A 17,606-nucleotide genomic window follows, 5' to 3' on the forward strand; every position below is an offset into this window, starting at 1 on the left:
TGAAATACGGTATTCTGATGTGACAAAACCTGAATCCTGGTCGTTAAAGTGTTTGTTTGCACTCATATTTTAACTGTTAGGACTCAGGTTTTTTTATTTAAAGCAAACTATGGGACAGCAGTGACCCTTTGGTGCCTTTTTTTAATTTCAAACTTAAAAATTAGGCTGGAATATCACGTACTGAAGCATTACGAATCGCTTCTTTTAACGCATCATAACCACGAATTGGAGGGAATTGCGGGAATTCAGCAATCACATTGTCAGGCGCATCAAATAAGAAACCCGCATCTGCTTCACCTAGCATCGTGGTATCATTATAAGAATCTCCTGCTGCAATCACACGGAAGTTTAACCCATGCAATGCTTGAACGGCTTTACGCTTTTGATCAGGTTGACGAAGCTTATAAGCTGAGATCATACCATTTTCATCAGTTTCTAATTTGTGGCAGAAAATCGTTGGCCAACCAAGTTGCTGCATTAATGGATGTGCAAACTCATAGAAAGTATCTGAAAGAATAATCAATTGAAAATGAGTACGCACCCACTCTACAAACTCTTTTGCACCTTCAAATGGCCCCATATCTGCGATTACGTCTTGAATATCGTTTAAACCCAAACCGTGTTGTTTTAGGATATTTAAACGCTGAGTCATCAACACATCGTAATCTGGAATGTCACGAGTCGTTGCTTCAAGTTCTTTAATGCCTGTTTTTTTCGCAAAATTAATCCAAATTTCAGGTACTAAAACCCCTTCTAGATCTAAACAAACGACTTCCATGCACTCTACCCTCTGTTATGTGAAAAAAATTTTTCATTATCATAGCGGAAGAATAAAAAAATGCATTGTTCTTTTTTAAATCTATTTTTTTCATAAGTATCTATTTTTTAGTGATAAGTGTGTTTTAGCATTTCCATTAAAATAGTTCTGAAATAAATTAATATAGGTTTTAACGTTCCAAGCCTATAGCCAGGACATTCATGACTACCATCCCTACTATTGACCTTGTCGATGCACTTGCATCTGAATATGCAGATAAATCACCTTCTGAGATTATGAAACTTGCGCTTAGCCAGCAAGGTGAAGTTGCGATTTCCTTTTCTGGTGCAGAAGATGTTGTACTGATTGATCTTGCATCAAACTTAGGGATTCCTTTTCGTGTATTTAGTTTAGATACCGGTCGCTTACACCCTGAAACTTACCAATTTTTAGATACTGTCCGTAAACATTATAAAATTGATATTGAAATCTGTTTCCCAGAAAGTGATGCCGTACAAAAACTGGTAACAGAAAAGGGCTTTTTTAGCTTCTATCAAGATGAACATAAAGAATGCTGTGGTATCCGTAAAGTACAACCTTTGCGTAAAAAACTAGCCACTTTAGATGGCTGGATCACAGGTCAACGTAAGGACCAAAGCCCAGGCACACGTAATGAAATTCCTGTGGTACAAGCTGACGCTGGTTTTTCAGGTCCGGGCAAGCAATTGATTAAATATAATCCTTTGGCAAACTGGTCTAGCGCTGATGTCTGGAACTATATCCGTCTAATGGAAATTCCATATAATCCACTACACGAACGAGGCTTTATCTCGATTGGCTGTGAACCATGTACTCGTCCTGTTTTACCGAATCAACACGAACGAGAAGGTCGCTGGTGGTGGGAAGATGCAACCCATAAAGAATGCGGCTTACACGCAGGCAACATGAAAAAATAAAGATCACAAAACCACTGCATAGCAGTGGTTTTTTTCAACGCATCGATACACATAATTCCGTATCATTTCAACGTAAAAACGCTATACTGCAAATGACAATTTAATAATTCTAACAATGCTACTCATACATGAGCAGCTGTAGAAATTGCAGTGAGGCAATCAACGCTATGCGTCCATTACATCCTATTGATTTCATATTCTTAAATTTAGAGAAACGGCAACAACCGATGCACGTAGGTGGTCTATTTTTATTTCAGATCCCTGACAATGCACCAGATACTTTTATTCAAGATTTAGTCGCAGATATTCGTAATTCAAAATCCATTCCTATTCCTCCTTTTAACAATAAACTCAACGGCTTCTTTTGGGATGAAGACGAAGAGTTTGATTTAGATCATCACTTCCGCCATATCGCACTGCCGCATCCCGGTCGTATTCGTGAACTTTTGACTTATATTTCTCAAGAACACAGTGCGCTGATTGACCGTGCAAAACCGCTTTGGACTTGCCATATTATTGAAGGCATTGAAGGCAATCGTTTTGCGATGTACTTCAAAATCCACCACGCGATGGTCGATGGCATTGCAGGTATGCGTTTAGTTGAAAAATCACTTTCGCATGACCCAGATGCTAAAAGAATTGTGCCACCATGGTGTGTAGAAGGCCCTCGTGCAAAACGCCTAAAACAGCCTAAATCCAGTCGTATGAAAGGTCTGTTATCGACCATTAAGGGACAACTTGACTCAACTCCACGAGTTTTGTACGAACTGTCACAAACAGTAATGAAAGATATGGGGCGTAACCCAGATTATGTGTCTAGCTTCCAAGCGCCGAGTTCAATATTAAACCAACGGGTTAGTTCTTCACGTCGTTTCGCTGCTCAATCTTTTGAATTTTCACGTTTGTCACATATTGCCAAGTCACTCGGCGTAACAATTAACGATATTGTGCTCGCAATTTGTTCAGGCGCATTACGTGAATATTTAATTACACAAAATGCTTTACCTAAAAAGCCATTGATTGCCATGGTGCCTGCATCAGTTCGTACCGATGATTCAGATATGTCAAACCGTATTACCATGATTTTGGCCAATCTTGGAACCCATAAAGAAGATCCGCTAGAACGGTTGAAGATTGTGCGTCGTAGTGTGCTCAATGCCAAAGAACGCTTTAAGCGGATGAACTCGAATCAAATTTTAAACTACAGTGCTTTCGTTTACAGCGCAGCAGGTTTAAATATTGCATCAGGATTTATGCCAAAACGTCAGGCCTTTAACTTGGTGATTTCAAATGTTCCCGGCCCACAAGAGCCGTTATATTGGAATGGTGCACGTTTAGAAGCGCTCTACCCTGCGTCCATTGTTTTGGATGGTCAAGCGCTTAATATCACCATGACCAGCTATTTAGATAAGCTTGAAGTTGGTTTAACCGCATGTCGTAATGCGCTGCCAAAAATGCAAAATTTACTGACGCATTTGGAAGAAGAAATTCAACGATTTGAAACTATTGTGAACCAAGATTCCCCAAAGTTACAGGCGGTTAGCTAACCGCCTGTTTCTAGATTTGGTATCAATTCATCAGCATCTTGAACCATACATAATGATAAAAACCCGTCTAAATTGAACAATCTAGACGGGTTTTTAGTATTTGAACTTTGATTGATTTTTTGGAGCAATTTATGTGTATAAGCTAAAATTTAGGTGAACAAATCCGTTGCTATTGTTTAATTATGACTTGTAGATACGAACTGATAATTAAGTTTATTTTCCATTATTTATAAAATTTTAGCGCATTAAATATTTTAGAATTGCGCGTTAGCACTTTAACCCTCTGGATTACATTATTTATATTTCAATATTTAAGCTTTAATTGCTCGGCACTGTTTAAGTAACTGATGACAAGCAGAACGAATCATAGACGCTGTAATTTGAACCTCATTACCACGCTCATCCACGATATAACCTGAATGGATCGCTTTTGCTTCAACAACAGTTTTAAGACCACTTTTCATTACTGTTTTACTAACACCCATAGTACACCTCTTTTTGCTAAGCCATTTTCAAGTCCAATGCAGGAAAATGGCTTTGGCTATTTGATGTGTCTAGTATTCAAAATAACAGTTCAAAAGTAAAATCTCAGTTGTAACAAGTGTTTAACGATATTCTGTTACAATTTCAGCTCAGAATGATATCGTATTGCTCTTGCGTATATAAATTTTCCACTTGGAACTTGATCACACGGCTAATAAAGTGCTCTAAATCAGCTACCGCAGGTGCTTCAGCAGTTAACAATCGGTCAATCACCGACGGATGTGCCACCACGGTAAAACCACTTTGTGACTCATAAGCACGTGCATATCTCAAGATTTCACGGAAAATTTCATAGCAAACTGTTTCAGCCGTTTTCACATAACCACGCCCCTGACAGGTCGGGCAAGAATCACAAAGGAGATGCTCTAAAGATTCACGGGTGCGTTTCCGAGTCATTTCCACCAAACCCAGCTCAGACACTTGAGTGATCTTGGTTTTAGCATGATCGCGCTCAAGCATTTTCTCAAACTGGCTCATCACTTCTTCACGATGATGTGCTTCTTGCATATCAATGAAGTCAATAATGATAATCCCGCCCAAGTTACGTAGTCGGAGCTGACGTGCAATGACCTGTGTGGCTTCCATATTGGTTTTAAACACAGTGTCTTCAAGCGAACGACCACCAACGTAGGAGCCAGTATTGACATCAATCGTGGTCATCGCTTCAGTTTGATCGATCATCAGGTAGCCGCCAGACTTAAGTGCTACACGTGTCTGTAAGGCTTTCTGAATATCCTCTTCGACATTGTACAAGTCAAAAATTGGACGCTCACCTGGATAATGCAGTAAGCGATTTTGCATACTCGGTACAAATTCTTGGACAAACTCTTGCAATTTGCCATGTACTTCGCGTGAGTCGACCTGAATTTTAGACGTTTCTTCGTTGGCTAAATCACGGATGACGCGTTGCGGTAAAGGTAGCTCTTCAAAAATCAAAGATGGTACGACAATACTGCGTTGTTTACGTTGTATGTATTCCCACAGTTTTGCTAAATAGGCCATGTCCTGCGCAATTTCACATTCAGGAATACCTTCGGCAGCAGTACGAACGATGACTGAACCCGGTAAGTTGTGTTCCTTTTGAATGCGTTCAATCATACTACGCAAGCGATCTCGTTCTTCTTCAGACTCAATGCGCTGAGAAACACCGGTATGACTGCCATATGGCATTAAAACAAGGTAACGAGAAGGAATAGAAAGATCAGTTGATAGTCGTGCACCTTTGGTACCCAACATATCTTTCATGACTTGTACGGTGAGTACTTGCCCTGGTTGTAACAGCTCAAAAACATTCGGGGTTGGTTGATTGCGCTGCCAGACCATATCATTGATATGTAAAAAAGCCGTTCTCGACAATCCAATATCAATAAAAGCAGCCTGCATACCCGGAAGCACGCGAACAACTTTCCCTTTATAAATATTGCCCACTAACCCACGCTTCACGGTGCGCTCAACAAATAATTCATTGACCGTACCGTTTTGAATCAACGCCACACGACATTCCATCGGTGTGACGTTAATCAACAACTCGTCAGACATATCAAAACTCAAAACATTATAAAAATTCTTGTGTTGCAGCAGTTAATTTAATGCCTTAACTGTCTGTAATAACTGTACGGTTTCATGCAAAGGCAGCCCAACGACATTGCTGTAGCTCCCTTCAATACAAGGAATATAGCGCGCAGCAATTCCTTGAATGGCGTAGGCTCCCGCCTTGCCGATTGGTTCACCTGTTGCCCAATAGCTTTCCATGTCAGCTAGACTCAGCGTTTGAAATTCAACCTGTGTGCGCACTACTATACTGTATATTTGATCTTTTGTACTGACACAAACACCTGAAAACACATCATGTTTTCGTCCAGAGATCATTTCCCACATAGAAAAAGCATGTGCTTTCGACGCTGGTTTTCCTAAAATGTGCTCATCAACGCCTAAACTGGTATCGGCGGCAATAACAATAGCATCAGGGAATTGTTGTTGTACTGCGCAAGCTTTGGCACGTGCTAAACGCTCTACATAATCCGCTACAGGTTCTCCTTCCAACACGGACTCATCAATATCTGGACTGAAAATTTCAAATTCCAGACCTAATTGTTGCAATAGTTCGCGTCGTCGAGGAGAACTCGAAGCTAAAATTATATGCGCCATTTTCTCAGGAAGTAATACATGATTGGCCAAATGAGTAAGCTAGTTACAATTGGCTGCCAATGGCGAGCAAACGAAAATTGTGCCCCACCCATCACTTGAACAATCCACACAAACAGTAAATGCGCGAAAATTGCCATTGCAGCAATAATCCATAAATTACCAAATGTGAGAATACGACGTTCACGGGTCAAAAAGCGTGTCACAAATGCAATGACCACAAAACTCAGTGCGTTCATGCCAAATGGCGCATCAGTCAATAAGTCGGTAAATAGACCTGTGGCAAATGCAAACCAAACACCGCACCATGTCGGCTGACAGAGTACCCAAAATAGCATGATCATCATCATGAATAATGGGCGCCAACCCGATAGGTCATAAGAAAGCGGATACACCATCAGCACGGATGCCAAAATGATGGAAATAATAATCGGAAATAATGGGTCGCGCTCTGTATGACGACTAAGCTTAGCGAGTGACATGCGGTTGCTCCATCGCTAAAGAATCGGAAAATAGCACAACCACATGATGACCACCTGCCAATTGGGCAGCAGGATTGATATCAATTTGGGCAAATTCACCACTATTGTGACGACTGACTTTCGACACGGTACCCACCAAATATCCTGCTGGGAAATGTGCCCCTAGACCTGAGCTATAGACTTTTTCACCGACTTTGATATTGGCACTGGTTGGAACATATTCCATCTTAAGTCGACCTAAGTCACCTGTACCCGTAACGATTGCGCGCATACCGGTATGCTCCATCCGCACGGATAAAGAGTGCTCTTTGTCTGAGAGCAACATGACACGGCTACTATGCGGGTAAACATTGATAATTTGCCCCATAATACCCTTGTCATCGAGTACAGTTTGTCCCACTTTAAGCTGACTGCTGGCTCCACGGTTAATCACAATAATATGACGTAAGGGATCAGCATCGGTACCAATGACTTCGGCAATCTCCATACGACCATCAATAATGAGTGGTGTATCGAGCAGTCCACGCAGTCGAGTATTTTCAGCAGAAAGTTCAGAAAGTTTCTGTAAACGGACTTGAGCCTGAATTAACTCTGCTTGCATCGCGGTATTTTCACGACGTAATTGAGCTTCAGACTTGGTTTGTTGATTCAGCCATTCTCGCGATAACACTGGATAGCTTGCAAGGGCATAAATTGGATTATATGCCGCATACAAGACGTCTCTGGCCGGTTGAATTACATGCGGCATGCGCCAATCAAAGAAAAGCACCACCAAGCATGTAATCACCGCAATGATAAATGAGCGAAAAGATGGCGGTTGTCTTGAAAACAGTTGCGTTTGCACCCGCCGAGTCCTTTTCTTAGCCTACAAATAACATGTCATGATTAGGGTTATCGAAGAATTCGAGAACCTTACCGCCACCACGTGTAACACATGATAGTGGATCTTCTGCAACCACGACAGGAAGACCCGTTTCTTTTGCAAGAAGCTTATCAAGATTGCGAAGTAATGCACCGCCACCAGTCAACACAATACCGCGTTCTGCGATGTCTGAAGACAACTCAGGTGGCGTTTGCTCTAGTGCAGATTTAACCGCAGACACAATGTTTTGTAGTGGATCAGAAATCGCTTGAGTAACTTCGTCAGAAGTTACGGTAATCGCACGAGGTACACCTTCAGCCAAGTTACGACCACGGACTTCGATTTCCAAAGGTTTTGCACCTTCTTCTGGAAGCGCCATACCAACTTCTTTTTTGATGTTTTCTGCAGTGGTTTCACCAATCACACAACCATGTGCTTTACGCACGTAATTAATGATTTGTTCATCAAATACATCACCACCGATACGTAGTGAGTCTGCATAGACACAACCTTGAAGTGAAATGATCGCGATTTCAGTTGTACCACCACCAACATCGACAACCATCGAACCACAAGCTTGCTCAACAGGCATACCTGCACCAATTGCAGCAGCCATTGGCTCTTCAATTAAGCGAACTTCACGTGCACCTGCATTGTATACAGCTTCACGGATTGCACGGCGTTCCACCAACGTCGATTTACATGGCACACACACCACGACACGCGGTGCAGGTGGGAACAAACGTTTTTCGTGCACTTTGCCAATGAATTGATTCAACATCGTTTCAGTGACTTCAAAATCTGCAATCACACCATCTTTCATTGGGCGAATCGCAGAAATATTTGCAGGTGTACGACCTAGCATTTGCTTCGCGTCAAGACCTACTGCGGCAACGATTTTTTGTGAACCACTGTGGCGAATTGCCACCACCGTCGGTTCATTTAATATAATGCCTCGTCCTGGCGCATAGATAAGTGTATTTGCAGTGCCTAAATCAATGGCAAGATCCGGCGAAAACAAGCCAATTAGTCGTTTTAGAATCACGGGGACGTTCTCAGTTAAACTTTTATATGGACGCAAGGTGGCAACTTTAACTAAATGTGATGATTTGAACAAGTCAATCGCTTATTATAAGCCACGATATTTTGAATTTTTTTAATACTGATTAGGTAATGTTATGTCTACATCGGATGCACAGCATTCTGCAGATCTAAATGCACAAACAGTTTCAGCGATTGCCCATCTGGCTCGATTGTCGCTAGATGAAGCGCAATCTGCTGACTATGCTCAAAGTTTAAATAAAATTTTAGGCATGATGGAAACCCTGAAAGGCATCGATACTGACGGTGTTGAACCACTAAAAAGTCCATTCGACAATCCACAGCCCTTACGTGAAGACGTGGTATCTGAGACCAATCATCGCGAAGCATATCAAGCAGTTGCTCCTGCCGTACAGGATGGCTTGTACCTTGTTCCGCGTGTGATTGAATAATTTTTATTCAGATCAACATTTTTTCAAATTAAACGTAAAGAAATATTTCTCATGACAGATTTACATCGCTTATCAATTCGTGAATTGTCTGAAGGTTTGGCTGGCGCTAAATTTTCTTCACGCGAATTGACTGAACACTATTTAAAACGCATTGAAAAAATCGATGCTCAAGTCAAGTCATACGTGACCGTGACAGCTGAACAAGCACTTGCGCAAGCAGATGCGGCTGATGCTGCAATTAAATCAGGCAATGCAAGTGCGTTGACTGGTGTACCAATTGCACATAAAGATATTTTCTGTACCCAAGGCATTAAAACCACTGCTGGTTCTAAAATGCTGGACAATTTTATCTCTCCTTACGACGCGACCGTTGTAGCGAAAGGTAAAGCTGCGGGCCTTGTCACTTTAGGTAAAGTGAACATGGATGAATTTGCCATGGGTTCGACCTCTGAAAATTCATTTTATGGCGCAACGGCTAACCCTTGGAACTTGGCACACGTACCGGGTGGTTCTTCAGGCGGTTCTGCGGCGGCGGTAGCGGCTGATCTTGCGCCTTTCACAACAGGTACAGATACAGGCGGTTCAATCCGTCAGCCTGCGTCTTTCTGTGGTTTGACTGGTCTTAAACCGACTTATGGTCGTGTTTCACGTTTCGGTATGATTGCGTATGCATCATCTTTAGACCAAGGCGGCCCGATGGCGCGTTCGGCTGAAGACTGTGCTTACCTCATGAACGTGATGGCAGGTCATGATGCGAAAGATTCAACTTCGGTTGAAAAAGACGTAGACAACTATGTTGCTAACCTAAACGGCACGTCTGTAAAAGGATTACGCATTGGTATTCCTAAACAATACTTTAACGTTGCCGGCTTAGATGCTGACGTGAAAGCACGCGTTGAAGAGTCACTGAAAAAGCTTGAAGAAATGGGCGCAATCTTGGTTGAGATTGACCTAAACATGACTGAAAGCTACGTGCCGACTTACTACTTGATTGCCCCTGCTGAAGCATCTTCAAACTTACAGCGTTTTGATGGTGTACGTTATGGTTACCGCTGTGAAAATCCTGTGGACTTAATGGACTTGTACAAACGTTCACGTTCTGAAGGTTTTGGTAAAGAAGTTCAGCAACGTATCTTGATTGGTACATACGCGCTTTCTGCGGGTTACTACGATGCTTATTATGTGAAAGCACAAAAAGTACGCCGTTTAATCCAACAAGATTTCTTAAAAGCATTTGAATCTGTAGACGTGATTGCTGCCCCTGCTGCACCGACAACTGCATATAAGATTGGTGCAAACCTGTCTCCTGTAGAAATGTACTTAGGCGACATCTACACCATCGCAGTGAACTTGGCAGGTCTGCCTGCGATTAACGCGCCTGTTGGTTTTGACAAAGACAACTTGCCTGTTGGCTTACAGCTGATTGGTAATTACTGGTCAGAATCTCAATTGTTGTCTGTGGTGCATCAGTACCAACAAGCAACCGATTGGCATACACAACGCGCTGCAATTGCTGAGGAGAATGCATAATGGCTAAAAACGCTGCTAAACCAAAATCTAACCTGATTGATGGTTGGGAAGTGGTGATTGGTATTGAGATTCACACTCAGCTTGCAACCAATACCAAAATTTTCTCAGGTTCATCTACCACATTTGGTCAAGACCCAAATACACAAGCGAGCCTTGTTGATTTGGCAATGCCTGGCGTATTGCCAGTACTCAACAAAGAAGTAGTTGATCTTGCGATTCGCTTTGGTTTGGGTATCGATGCTTACATCGACCAAGCTTCTGTATTTGCACGTAAAAACTATTTCTACCCTGACTCTCCTAAAGGCTACCAAATCAGCCAAATGGACAATCCCATTGTGGGCTTGGGTCATATCGACATCCAACTTGAAGATGGCACTGTAAAACGCATTGGCGTAACACGTGCGCACCTTGAGGAAGATGCTGGTAAATCGATCCATGACCAATTTGAAGGTCAATCTGGTATCGATTTAAACCGTGCAGGCACACCTTTACTTGAGATTGTCTCTGAACCCGATATGCGTTCGGTTGAAGAAGCGGTTGCCTACATTAAAGCGATTCACACGCTAGTTCGCTGGTTAGGTATTTCTGACGGTAACATGGCAGAAGGTTCGTTCCGTGCCGACTGTAACGTGTCACTGCGCCGTCCGGGTCAACCTTTCGGTACACGTTGTGAATTGAAAAACCTCAACTCATTCCGTTTCATTGAACAAGCGATCAATGTTGAAATTGAACGTCAAATGGAAATCTTGGAATGGGATGGTACCATCGACCAAGAAACACGTTTGTTCGACCCTGTGAAGATGGAAACGCGTTCAATGCGTTCAAAAGAAGAAGCGAACGATTACCGCTACTTCCCTGACCCTGACTTGTTGCCTGTGATCATTGCAGATGCGCAAATTGAAGCGGCACGTGCTGCCCTTCCTGAGCTTCCTGCTGCACGTCGTGCTCGTTTTGTGGCTGACTTTGGTGTAACTGAATACGATGCTCACGTTTTAACACTGACTCGTGAAATGTCAGAGTTTTATGAAGACGTGGTAAAAGCTGCGGGCGGTGCTGCACAAGGTAAAGTTGCTGCGAACTGGGTGATGGGTGAATTCTCAGGTGCTTTAAACAAAGCGAGCCTAGAGCTTCATGATTCTCCTGTATCTGCGGAAAAACTTGGCGGTATGATTGCACGTATTGTGGATAACACCATTAACGGCAAAATTGCGAAACAAGTATTTGGCTTTATGTGGGAAGAAGGCAAAACTGCGGACGAAATTATTGCGGAAAAAGGCTTGAAACAGGAAACTGATACAGGCGCGATTGAAGCGATTATTAAAGACGTACTTGCTGCTAACGAGAAGATGGTTGAAGAGTATAAATCTGGTAAAGAGAAAGCCTTTAACGGTCTTGTTGGTCAAGTGATGAAAGCAGCGAAAGGTAAAGCTAACCCTGCTCAAGTAAATGAATTGATGAAGAAATTGATTGGTTGATCTGATCAGCTTTGAAAAAGGAAACCCGCTTTAGAGCGGGTTTTTATTTAAGCGAAATCCTAGGTTAAAAGCTATTCCTAATTCAAATGAAAGTAAAATCATGAGTGCCATCACTATATTATTTGTCTTCAATAAGTATTCTGTATAGGATAACGTGATTTTTTCAGAGCTAGAACCTGATATCGGGTAGGTTATAAGCTGTGTAGATTCATTATATTTCAACCATTTATGATGAGATGCATTTCTTAATTTACTATCATATTCAAGACTAAAAATGTTAAAGATACTTGTATTCCCCTCAAAACATTTCATCTTTGTTGCCTTATCAATAGTTAAGTATCTTTGATATGTTAATTTTTCACTTTGAAATTCATCATATTTTCTTTGGTTTTCAATATTATTTAAAAAAGCTATCGTGTTTATATTTGAACCTAGAATCTCAAACACTTCACCATATATCATTTTTGTGCGCTTAAAATTAGTTGAAGAAACCTTCGAATTCTTAAATGTTTCAACCTCTAAACGTGCTTGCAAATTCATTTGCTTAAATTCTTGATAATTTGAAAAGAAAGTATCAAAAATCTCCATATAGTCATTAATTTTTTCTTCTAGATTAGGAAATAAATCATCATTGGCAAACCTATGAAATTCTGACTTATTTTTTTGTAAAATACTTCTAGAAAAATCTCCTAATATATCCATATCCCTAGTTAGCCGTTCACTACCAATAAACATCTCAATAAAACGAAATATTAACTCGGTTAACTCTTGTCCTTGAATAATTTTATCTCTCTGAAGTAAATTTCCTCTAATATTAAATTTGTATGCCTTATATAAATCTTTCCAAATTTCTTCAATGTTTGAAACTCCCATTACCCCCTCTATTTTTTCAGGATTATAATTTTCCCCAAAAGCTTCTTTAAGAATTTCATTCATTTGATATAAAAATGGTGAATATAATTCTTTATTCCTAACCTCATCTGGCACTGTGAAATCTGTACTGAGATTAACTACTAAAGATTTTTCTTCATCGACATCTCCACTTTCAATATAAATTAGATTTTCTAACTCATTAAATGAAATTTTCACCTGTGGTGGATTATCTAATAACAAAACTAATTTAGAATTAGCCTCACAATGTGGGCATGTAAAGTGTAACTCTTGCTTCAATCCATGAGAAATTTGCGTTCTAGTAGTTATAAATCCATCACAAGTTAAACATTGAAAATATATTCTTGAAATCATATTACCTTGATATTTCTATATAATTTTTCATATAAATTACTATATGATATTTCTATATAATTTTCATTACCTCTAGCAAATTAAAACAACATGACCATCAAAAAAGTATCTTCTATCGCAAAACTCGAAGACTTAGGACGCATTCAACTTTCCAAGTCCTTCTTTATGCGCGACTTTCTCTATAGTGAAATCGCCAATTGGTACGGTGTACCCAACGTCCCTGACCATCCTGATATTGCCATTCGTACGGGCTCGAAACTCTGCGAAGAACTACTTGAACCACTGCAAGAAAAGTTTGGACGTATTGCCATTCGCTCCGCTTACCGCTCACCAAGCGTGAACTAAATCGGCAATGAAAAAGGACACAACTGCGCGAGCAATGAGAAAAACTTTGCAAGCCATATTTGGGACTATCCTGACGCAAAAGGCTACGGTGCAACGGCGTGTATTATCATTCCCTCACTCATCGATTTAATTGAAAAAGACCCAAATAATTGGAAACAGATTGCATATTGGATTCACAATCACTTGCCATACAGTCATCTAGAATTTTTTAAAAAAGAAAATACGTTTTGTGCATTCAATATCGGTTGGCATGAGAAACCACTTAAAGAGATCAATAGCTATGTCACAGGATCTAAAGGCAAGCTGAAAGTAACGCATGAACCAAATCTAGACTATGAAAAATTTTATCCTGATTTGCTGTGATTTATCCCTCTCCCAATGGAGAGGGAGCTTTCAAAGTGAATAAATACTTAAACGATTTTTTGGATATCCCCCTCTCCTTTTAGGAGATAAGCAGCAGTGCTGCGCAAGGGAGAGGTAAATATTTAACTTTTTAAAACTTTGTGAAAAACACTAAAGTCATTAATAATTGATAACAGCTAGCCTACTAGACTCATCATAATTTGAACTATAACCATCCATAACTTTTTATAAATCTAAATAAAAATATACAACTAAAGAATTTACAGCCTGCTTAAAACTGTCATTCCAATATGCTAAGGTAAATGAAAAATTGATATAAATCATATTTCAACAGAGGGTTACATCATGTCAAAACAAATTCTTATGCTCGTGGGCGACTATGCTGAAGACTACGAAACAATGGTACCTTTTCAATTTTTAGTTGGTCTTGGTTATACCGTTCATGCCGTTTGCCCTGACAAAAAAGCTGGCGACAGCATTGCCACAGCCATTCATGATTTTGAAGGTGAACAAACTTATAGCGAAAAACGCGGTCATAACTTTGCCATTAACTATGACTTTGATGCAGTTAACTCAGAAAACTATGTCGGCTTAGTGATCCCGGGCGGTCGTGCGCCTGAATATTTACGTATGAATACACGTGTGATTGAAATCGTACGCGAATTTGACGCGGCGAAAAAACCTATTGCAGCGGTTTGTCATGGGGCGCAAATTCTAGCGGCAGCCGATGTGCTAAAAGGCCGCACCTGTTCCGCTTACCCGGCTTGTGCCGCTGAAGTCAAATTGGCAGGCGGACAGTATGCCGATATTGCAGTCACGGATGCAGTGACCGACGGTCATTTAGTTACTGCTCCTGCTTGGCCTGCTCACCCTGCGTGGATGGCGCAATTTGTTAAAGCATTAGGCGCGACGATTACCATTTAATGCTTGAGTCACGAAACTAAAACGCATTGGATCATCATCCATTTAGGGTGAATCCATAAAAAATGCTCCTTGTATAAAAGGAGCATTTTTTATTTACTCAAAATAAAATTAACGAACCACACCTAACTTATTCCAAATTTCTGGGGTTAAAAATTTAGTCACCAATTTATTCAAATCGACATAACGCAGTACGCCTTGTAATTGTTGTTTAATTTCAGGCGTCTTTAATATTTCATCCCCTGTGATACTACCAAGCTCTTGAAAACTTTCGCCTACAGCCTGTAGACCGTCGGCTTTAATTACGGCCTGCGTTTGCGTAGAACATTGCTCAACCAAGATTCGCTGCATCACTTGAGCCAGATTTTTATCGAGTTGCGTTTTTTGCGCATCACTGACATTACTGTATTGTTTTAAATCTGGATGCGCTGCCAATGCAGAAAAGGTCCATTGTAGAACTGCCGTTTTATCTGCAGCAGTGGTCGATTTCACTAAACATTGACTGAGCTGATCGACCGTCGGACTCGCCAAACTCACCTGAGTCGTCCCGAGCATCATGAGCGTCAATACAGCCAAACCTGCTGGTCGTGAAAAACGTAGATGTAATTTTTTAGATAAACCGTAAGCCATAGACCAAACTCCCAAAACTTGAGTCACCTTTGTATCATGAAGTGCTGTATTTGCTGTTTGGTCTATGTAACTCAACTATTCATTTTTGCTAGTAGCTGCATAGATGAGAGGATGAATCGTTGGCCTTCTATTCCAATACCAGTAAAAATGCCCATGGATATCGAGCAAACTATGGGTGGTCAATGTCGATTTATTGCTGTCACCTCGCCAACAGGCAAGTGCTGCATTACGGTTGTTATGTAGGTCAATAAACTCGGGATTCGAATATTTGGGTTTCGCAGGAATGTATAAAGCATCCCCCGGATTGACCCATAAATCTGCCAAGTAAATCTTGCCTAGATTTGGAAAATAGCGTCCTACTGAGATGACCAGAGGCAAATGATCCCGATCTGTCGCGCTAAAAATATGCGGAAAGTCATGATGTTCTAAATCAGTAATGACAAATGGCGTTAAAGTTTTACAGCCATTTAAATTTGATGTTGCATTTTCATAAGGCAAATAATGCCCTGCCATCATGCCGTATTCATATTGAATCTCTGACAGTCGTTTTTGATTTGAATGAATCTGAATCGCTTCACCTGCCTGAACTAAGGTGATACCAAAAGCTGCCGCGGTTTCTTTGCTTGCCACCAATGGCATAAACTCGAAGTGTTGCCCTTCAAATTCAAGCTCCGTTTGCTCCCCCCAATTGGTAATTTTAGTCGAAATTTCGGAAGGTACATCGTAGGGATTTCCCATCGTCATTTTCGCATTGGTAGTTGACTCTGTAATTAAATGAATTCCTGCCCCAAGTGATGCTAAATATGTTGGATGCCCACGATCATTCAAAAAGAAGGGTGTTTGCTCGATATTGACTGTAATCTCTGTTAATTCTCGGTCAAATAATGGTGCATTAAAATAAGTTTCATTTACTGAACTCATGGTTTTTCCTTATTATTTTTTAAAATTTTATCTGAGTACATCATTGGATCAGGATAAAAGCTTATTTCCCCAAATGGCTTTTATCCTGTTGAAGTTTATTTCATACGATTCAACATATTTTTTGCCCCTGCGTGGTTATAGTTGGTCGCCAAGTTTTGTAGGATGCCTTTGGCTCTTGCATTGGCGTTTGGATAACTTTTGCTATATGCAGGCACTGAGGTTAAGCATTTTGCAACGAGCATACCTGATTCAGCATAGGCTCTATTGGCATTTGCACCATTTAATTTGCCATAGCTATAAGCGCGCTGTGCATTATTACAAGCGGTGACTTGGTTTTTTCCGGCATTCAGATCGCGTCGTGCATTCACATATAAGCGCATTTGTATCTGCTGAGATGTTTCAGCAACTGGTTTCACTATAGGTTTGTTTTCAGGCTCTTTGGCTTTGGTTTCTTTTTTAGTCTCTACTTCTTTTTTTGCTTCATCTTTCGCATTGCTTTTTGTTGTCGTTGCTTTTGCTTTTGCTTTGCTTGGTGTGGCTTTTTTAACTACAGTTTCTTCTTGTTTATTATAGTTTTTGCGACGTTCTTCGGGTCCAATAATTGCTGTATACAAACTCACTAAGCGGGTTTCAGAACGGTCATTTAATTTACGCTCTGAAACGGGTTCAATAGCAACCATCCAACGTTGTCCATCTGCCTGACTACACTGAAACACACCTGTGCTCTGTTTTATACTGCTATAGGTCGCTAATAATTTACGACTCCATGCATTTTTGACTTGGTTCAAATTGCTTTTATTCAGTTGAATAAATTTGCCATTTTTGGCTTGGCAGTAACTGCTCATATTTTGCTTGGGTATAACTGATTCTGCTTCCATATTTTTCTTTTGTGGCCCCCAATCATAGACGTATTCTTTCGCCTTCCCATTTGAGCTATTTAGCCCTTTTTGATTAATCACTTCTTGTGGTGATGCATAATGATTAAATGAATTTGGGTTTAAACTCTGCATGGTGGTACAACCATGTAATGCAAATCCAATACTCCCCACCCATAAAATTGCCTTTAAATTCACAGCAAAAATCTCAAAAAATTCACCCTTAAAAAATAGCGTAATTTAGTGCCTTTCACAATTTTATAATCTTGATTTTATTTATTATTTTTATAAATTTAATCACTAAAATCGTACACGTTTGAGATGTGTGCATATGTTGTTAATTTTAATTTGATGAATTTCACATTTTATTTAAGTGTATTTGTTTATCCTTGGTGAACGGTCATCATCGTTCCCTTTTAGGTTATTTCGCAAGCATTTATGTATCGCTATGTGCTTATCAAATCTGCCATCAGAACAAGCCTCTATTATTAATCATGATATAAAACTAGGCTTATC

The 17,606-nt window shown here is 40.5% G+C and carries 18 protein-coding genes; 7 read left to right on the top strand and 11 right to left on the bottom strand.

The annotated features are described in order from the left end of the window. Positions 1 to 160: 160 nt before the first annotated feature. On the bottom strand, positions 161 to 778 hold the full coding sequence (gene thrH, locus FTT72_RS13010) for a bifunctional phosphoserine phosphatase/homoserine phosphotransferase ThrH (RefSeq protein WP_180178515.1): 618 nt from the start codon (positions 776 to 778) through the stop codon (positions 161 to 163). A gap of 200 nt (positions 779 to 978) precedes the next feature. Here thrH and FTT72_RS13015 point away from each other — a divergent pair, with 200 nt between their 5' ends. Both FTT72_RS13015 and FTT72_RS13020 read left to right on the top strand, forming a co-directional pair. Further along, the gene (locus FTT72_RS13015; RefSeq protein WP_180178516.1) at positions 979 to 1,713 is read left to right on the top strand and encodes a phosphoadenylyl-sulfate reductase; all 735 of its coding nucleotides are present in this window, start codon (positions 979 to 981) and stop codon (positions 1,711 to 1,713) included. A 167-nt stretch (positions 1,714 to 1,880) separates the two neighbouring features. Further along, positions 1,881 to 3,260: a wax ester/triacylglycerol synthase family O-acyltransferase gene (locus tag FTT72_RS13020; RefSeq protein WP_168379035.1), complete on the top strand. Its 1,380-nt coding sequence runs from the start codon at positions 1,881 to 1,883 to the stop codon at positions 3,258 to 3,260. Positions 3,261 to 3,571: 311 nt separating this feature from the next. Here FTT72_RS13020 and FTT72_RS13025 read toward each other — a convergent pair whose 3' ends face one another. From FTT72_RS13025 to FTT72_RS13050, 6 genes are all read right to left on the bottom strand, one after another. Beyond that, positions 3,572 to 3,745, bottom strand: a complete 174-nt coding sequence (locus FTT72_RS13025) for a PA1571 family protein (RefSeq protein ID WP_168379036.1) — start codon at positions 3,743 to 3,745, stop codon at positions 3,572 to 3,574. A gap of 142 nt (positions 3,746 to 3,887) precedes the next feature. After that, entirely contained in the window at positions 3,888 to 5,342 is a 1,455-nt protein-coding gene (gene rng / locus FTT72_RS13030; protein ID WP_111885603.1) for a ribonuclease G, read from the bottom strand. A 42-nt stretch (positions 5,343 to 5,384) separates the two neighbouring features. Next, the gene (locus FTT72_RS13035) at positions 5,385 to 5,951 is read right to left on the bottom strand and encodes a Maf-like protein (protein ID WP_168379037.1); all 567 of its coding nucleotides are present in this window, start codon (positions 5,949 to 5,951) and stop codon (positions 5,385 to 5,387) included. Further along, entirely contained in the window at positions 5,939 to 6,430 is a 492-nt protein-coding gene (gene mreD / locus FTT72_RS13040; protein WP_078193057.1) for a rod shape-determining protein MreD, read from the bottom strand. Before mreD ends, FTT72_RS13035 begins: the two co-directional genes overlap by 13 nt. After that, a complete protein-coding gene (gene mreC, locus FTT72_RS13045) occupies positions 6,417 to 7,274 on the bottom strand; it encodes a rod shape-determining protein MreC (protein WP_078189984.1) in 858 nt (285 codons plus the stop codon). Before mreC ends, mreD begins: the two co-directional genes overlap by 14 nt. A 16-nt stretch (positions 7,275 to 7,290) precedes the next feature. Beyond that, positions 7,291 to 8,337, bottom strand: a complete 1,047-nt coding sequence (locus FTT72_RS13050) for a rod shape-determining protein (RefSeq protein ID WP_078193300.1) — start codon at positions 8,335 to 8,337, stop codon at positions 7,291 to 7,293. A 133-nt stretch (positions 8,338 to 8,470) separates the two neighbouring features. On the opposite strand from FTT72_RS13050, the gene gatC reads away from it, so the two are divergent. Genes gatC through gatB form a run of 3 tightly spaced genes read left to right on the top strand, consistent with a single transcriptional unit; the run spans position 8,471 to position 11,790 of the window. Further along, complete coding sequence (gatC, locus tag FTT72_RS13055; protein WP_078189985.1) at positions 8,471 to 8,785, top strand: Asp-tRNA(Asn)/Glu-tRNA(Gln) amidotransferase subunit GatC; 315 nt, start codon at positions 8,471 to 8,473, stop codon at positions 8,783 to 8,785. 51 nt (positions 8,786 to 8,836) lie between these two features. After that, entirely contained in the window at positions 8,837 to 10,315 is a 1,479-nt protein-coding gene (gene gatA, locus FTT72_RS13060; RefSeq protein ID WP_180178517.1) for an Asp-tRNA(Asn)/Glu-tRNA(Gln) amidotransferase subunit GatA, read from the top strand. Next, positions 10,315 to 11,790, top strand: coding sequence for an Asp-tRNA(Asn)/Glu-tRNA(Gln) amidotransferase subunit GatB (gene gatB / locus FTT72_RS13065; protein WP_180108928.1), 1,476 nt, complete (start codon positions 10,315 to 10,317; stop codon positions 11,788 to 11,790). The genes gatA and gatB overlap by 1 nt, the downstream gene beginning before the upstream one ends. 30 nt (positions 11,791 to 11,820) lie before the next feature. Here gatB and FTT72_RS13070 read toward each other — a convergent pair whose 3' ends face one another. Continuing rightward, positions 11,821 to 13,035 (bottom strand): hypothetical protein, encoded by a 1,215-nt coding sequence (locus tag FTT72_RS13070; protein ID WP_180073208.1) that lies wholly within the window; start codon positions 13,033 to 13,035, stop codon positions 11,821 to 11,823. Positions 13,036 to 13,200: 165 nt separating this feature from the next. Between FTT72_RS13070 and FTT72_RS16330 the strand changes: the two genes are divergently transcribed. Together FTT72_RS16330 and FTT72_RS13080 are read left to right on the top strand one after the other, a co-directional pair. After that, complete coding sequence (locus tag FTT72_RS16330; RefSeq protein WP_257223106.1) at positions 13,201 to 13,380, top strand: hypothetical protein; 180 nt, start codon at positions 13,201 to 13,203, stop codon at positions 13,378 to 13,380. Between the two features lie 708 nt (positions 13,381 to 14,088). Continuing rightward, positions 14,089 to 14,667 (top strand): DJ-1/PfpI family protein, encoded by a 579-nt coding sequence (locus FTT72_RS13080; RefSeq protein WP_168379042.1) that lies wholly within the window; start codon positions 14,089 to 14,091, stop codon positions 14,665 to 14,667. Positions 14,668 to 14,775: 108 nt separating this feature from the next. On the opposite strand, the gene FTT72_RS13085 is transcribed toward FTT72_RS13080, so the two are convergent. The 3 genes from FTT72_RS13085 to FTT72_RS13095 all read right to left on the bottom strand — a co-directional run bounded on the left by FTT72_RS13085 (position 14,776) and on the right by FTT72_RS13095 (position 17,288). After that, positions 14,776 to 15,222, bottom strand: a complete 447-nt coding sequence (locus tag FTT72_RS13085) for a hypothetical protein (protein ID WP_227591924.1) — start codon at positions 15,220 to 15,222, stop codon at positions 14,776 to 14,778. A 147-nt stretch (positions 15,223 to 15,369) separates the two neighbouring features. Next, positions 15,370 to 16,215, bottom strand: coding sequence for a hypothetical protein (locus FTT72_RS13090; protein WP_180178518.1), 846 nt, complete (start codon positions 16,213 to 16,215; stop codon positions 15,370 to 15,372). A gap of 95 nt (positions 16,216 to 16,310) precedes the next feature. Next, positions 16,311 to 17,288, bottom strand: coding sequence for a hypothetical protein (locus FTT72_RS13095; protein ID WP_180178519.1), 978 nt, complete (start codon positions 17,286 to 17,288; stop codon positions 16,311 to 16,313). Positions 17,289 to 17,606 lie beyond the last annotated feature (318 nt).

Source organism: Acinetobacter sp. YH01005 (genome assembly GCF_013420465.1).
GTDB classification, from domain to species: Bacteria; Pseudomonadota; Gammaproteobacteria; order Pseudomonadales; family Moraxellaceae; genus Acinetobacter; species Acinetobacter amyesii.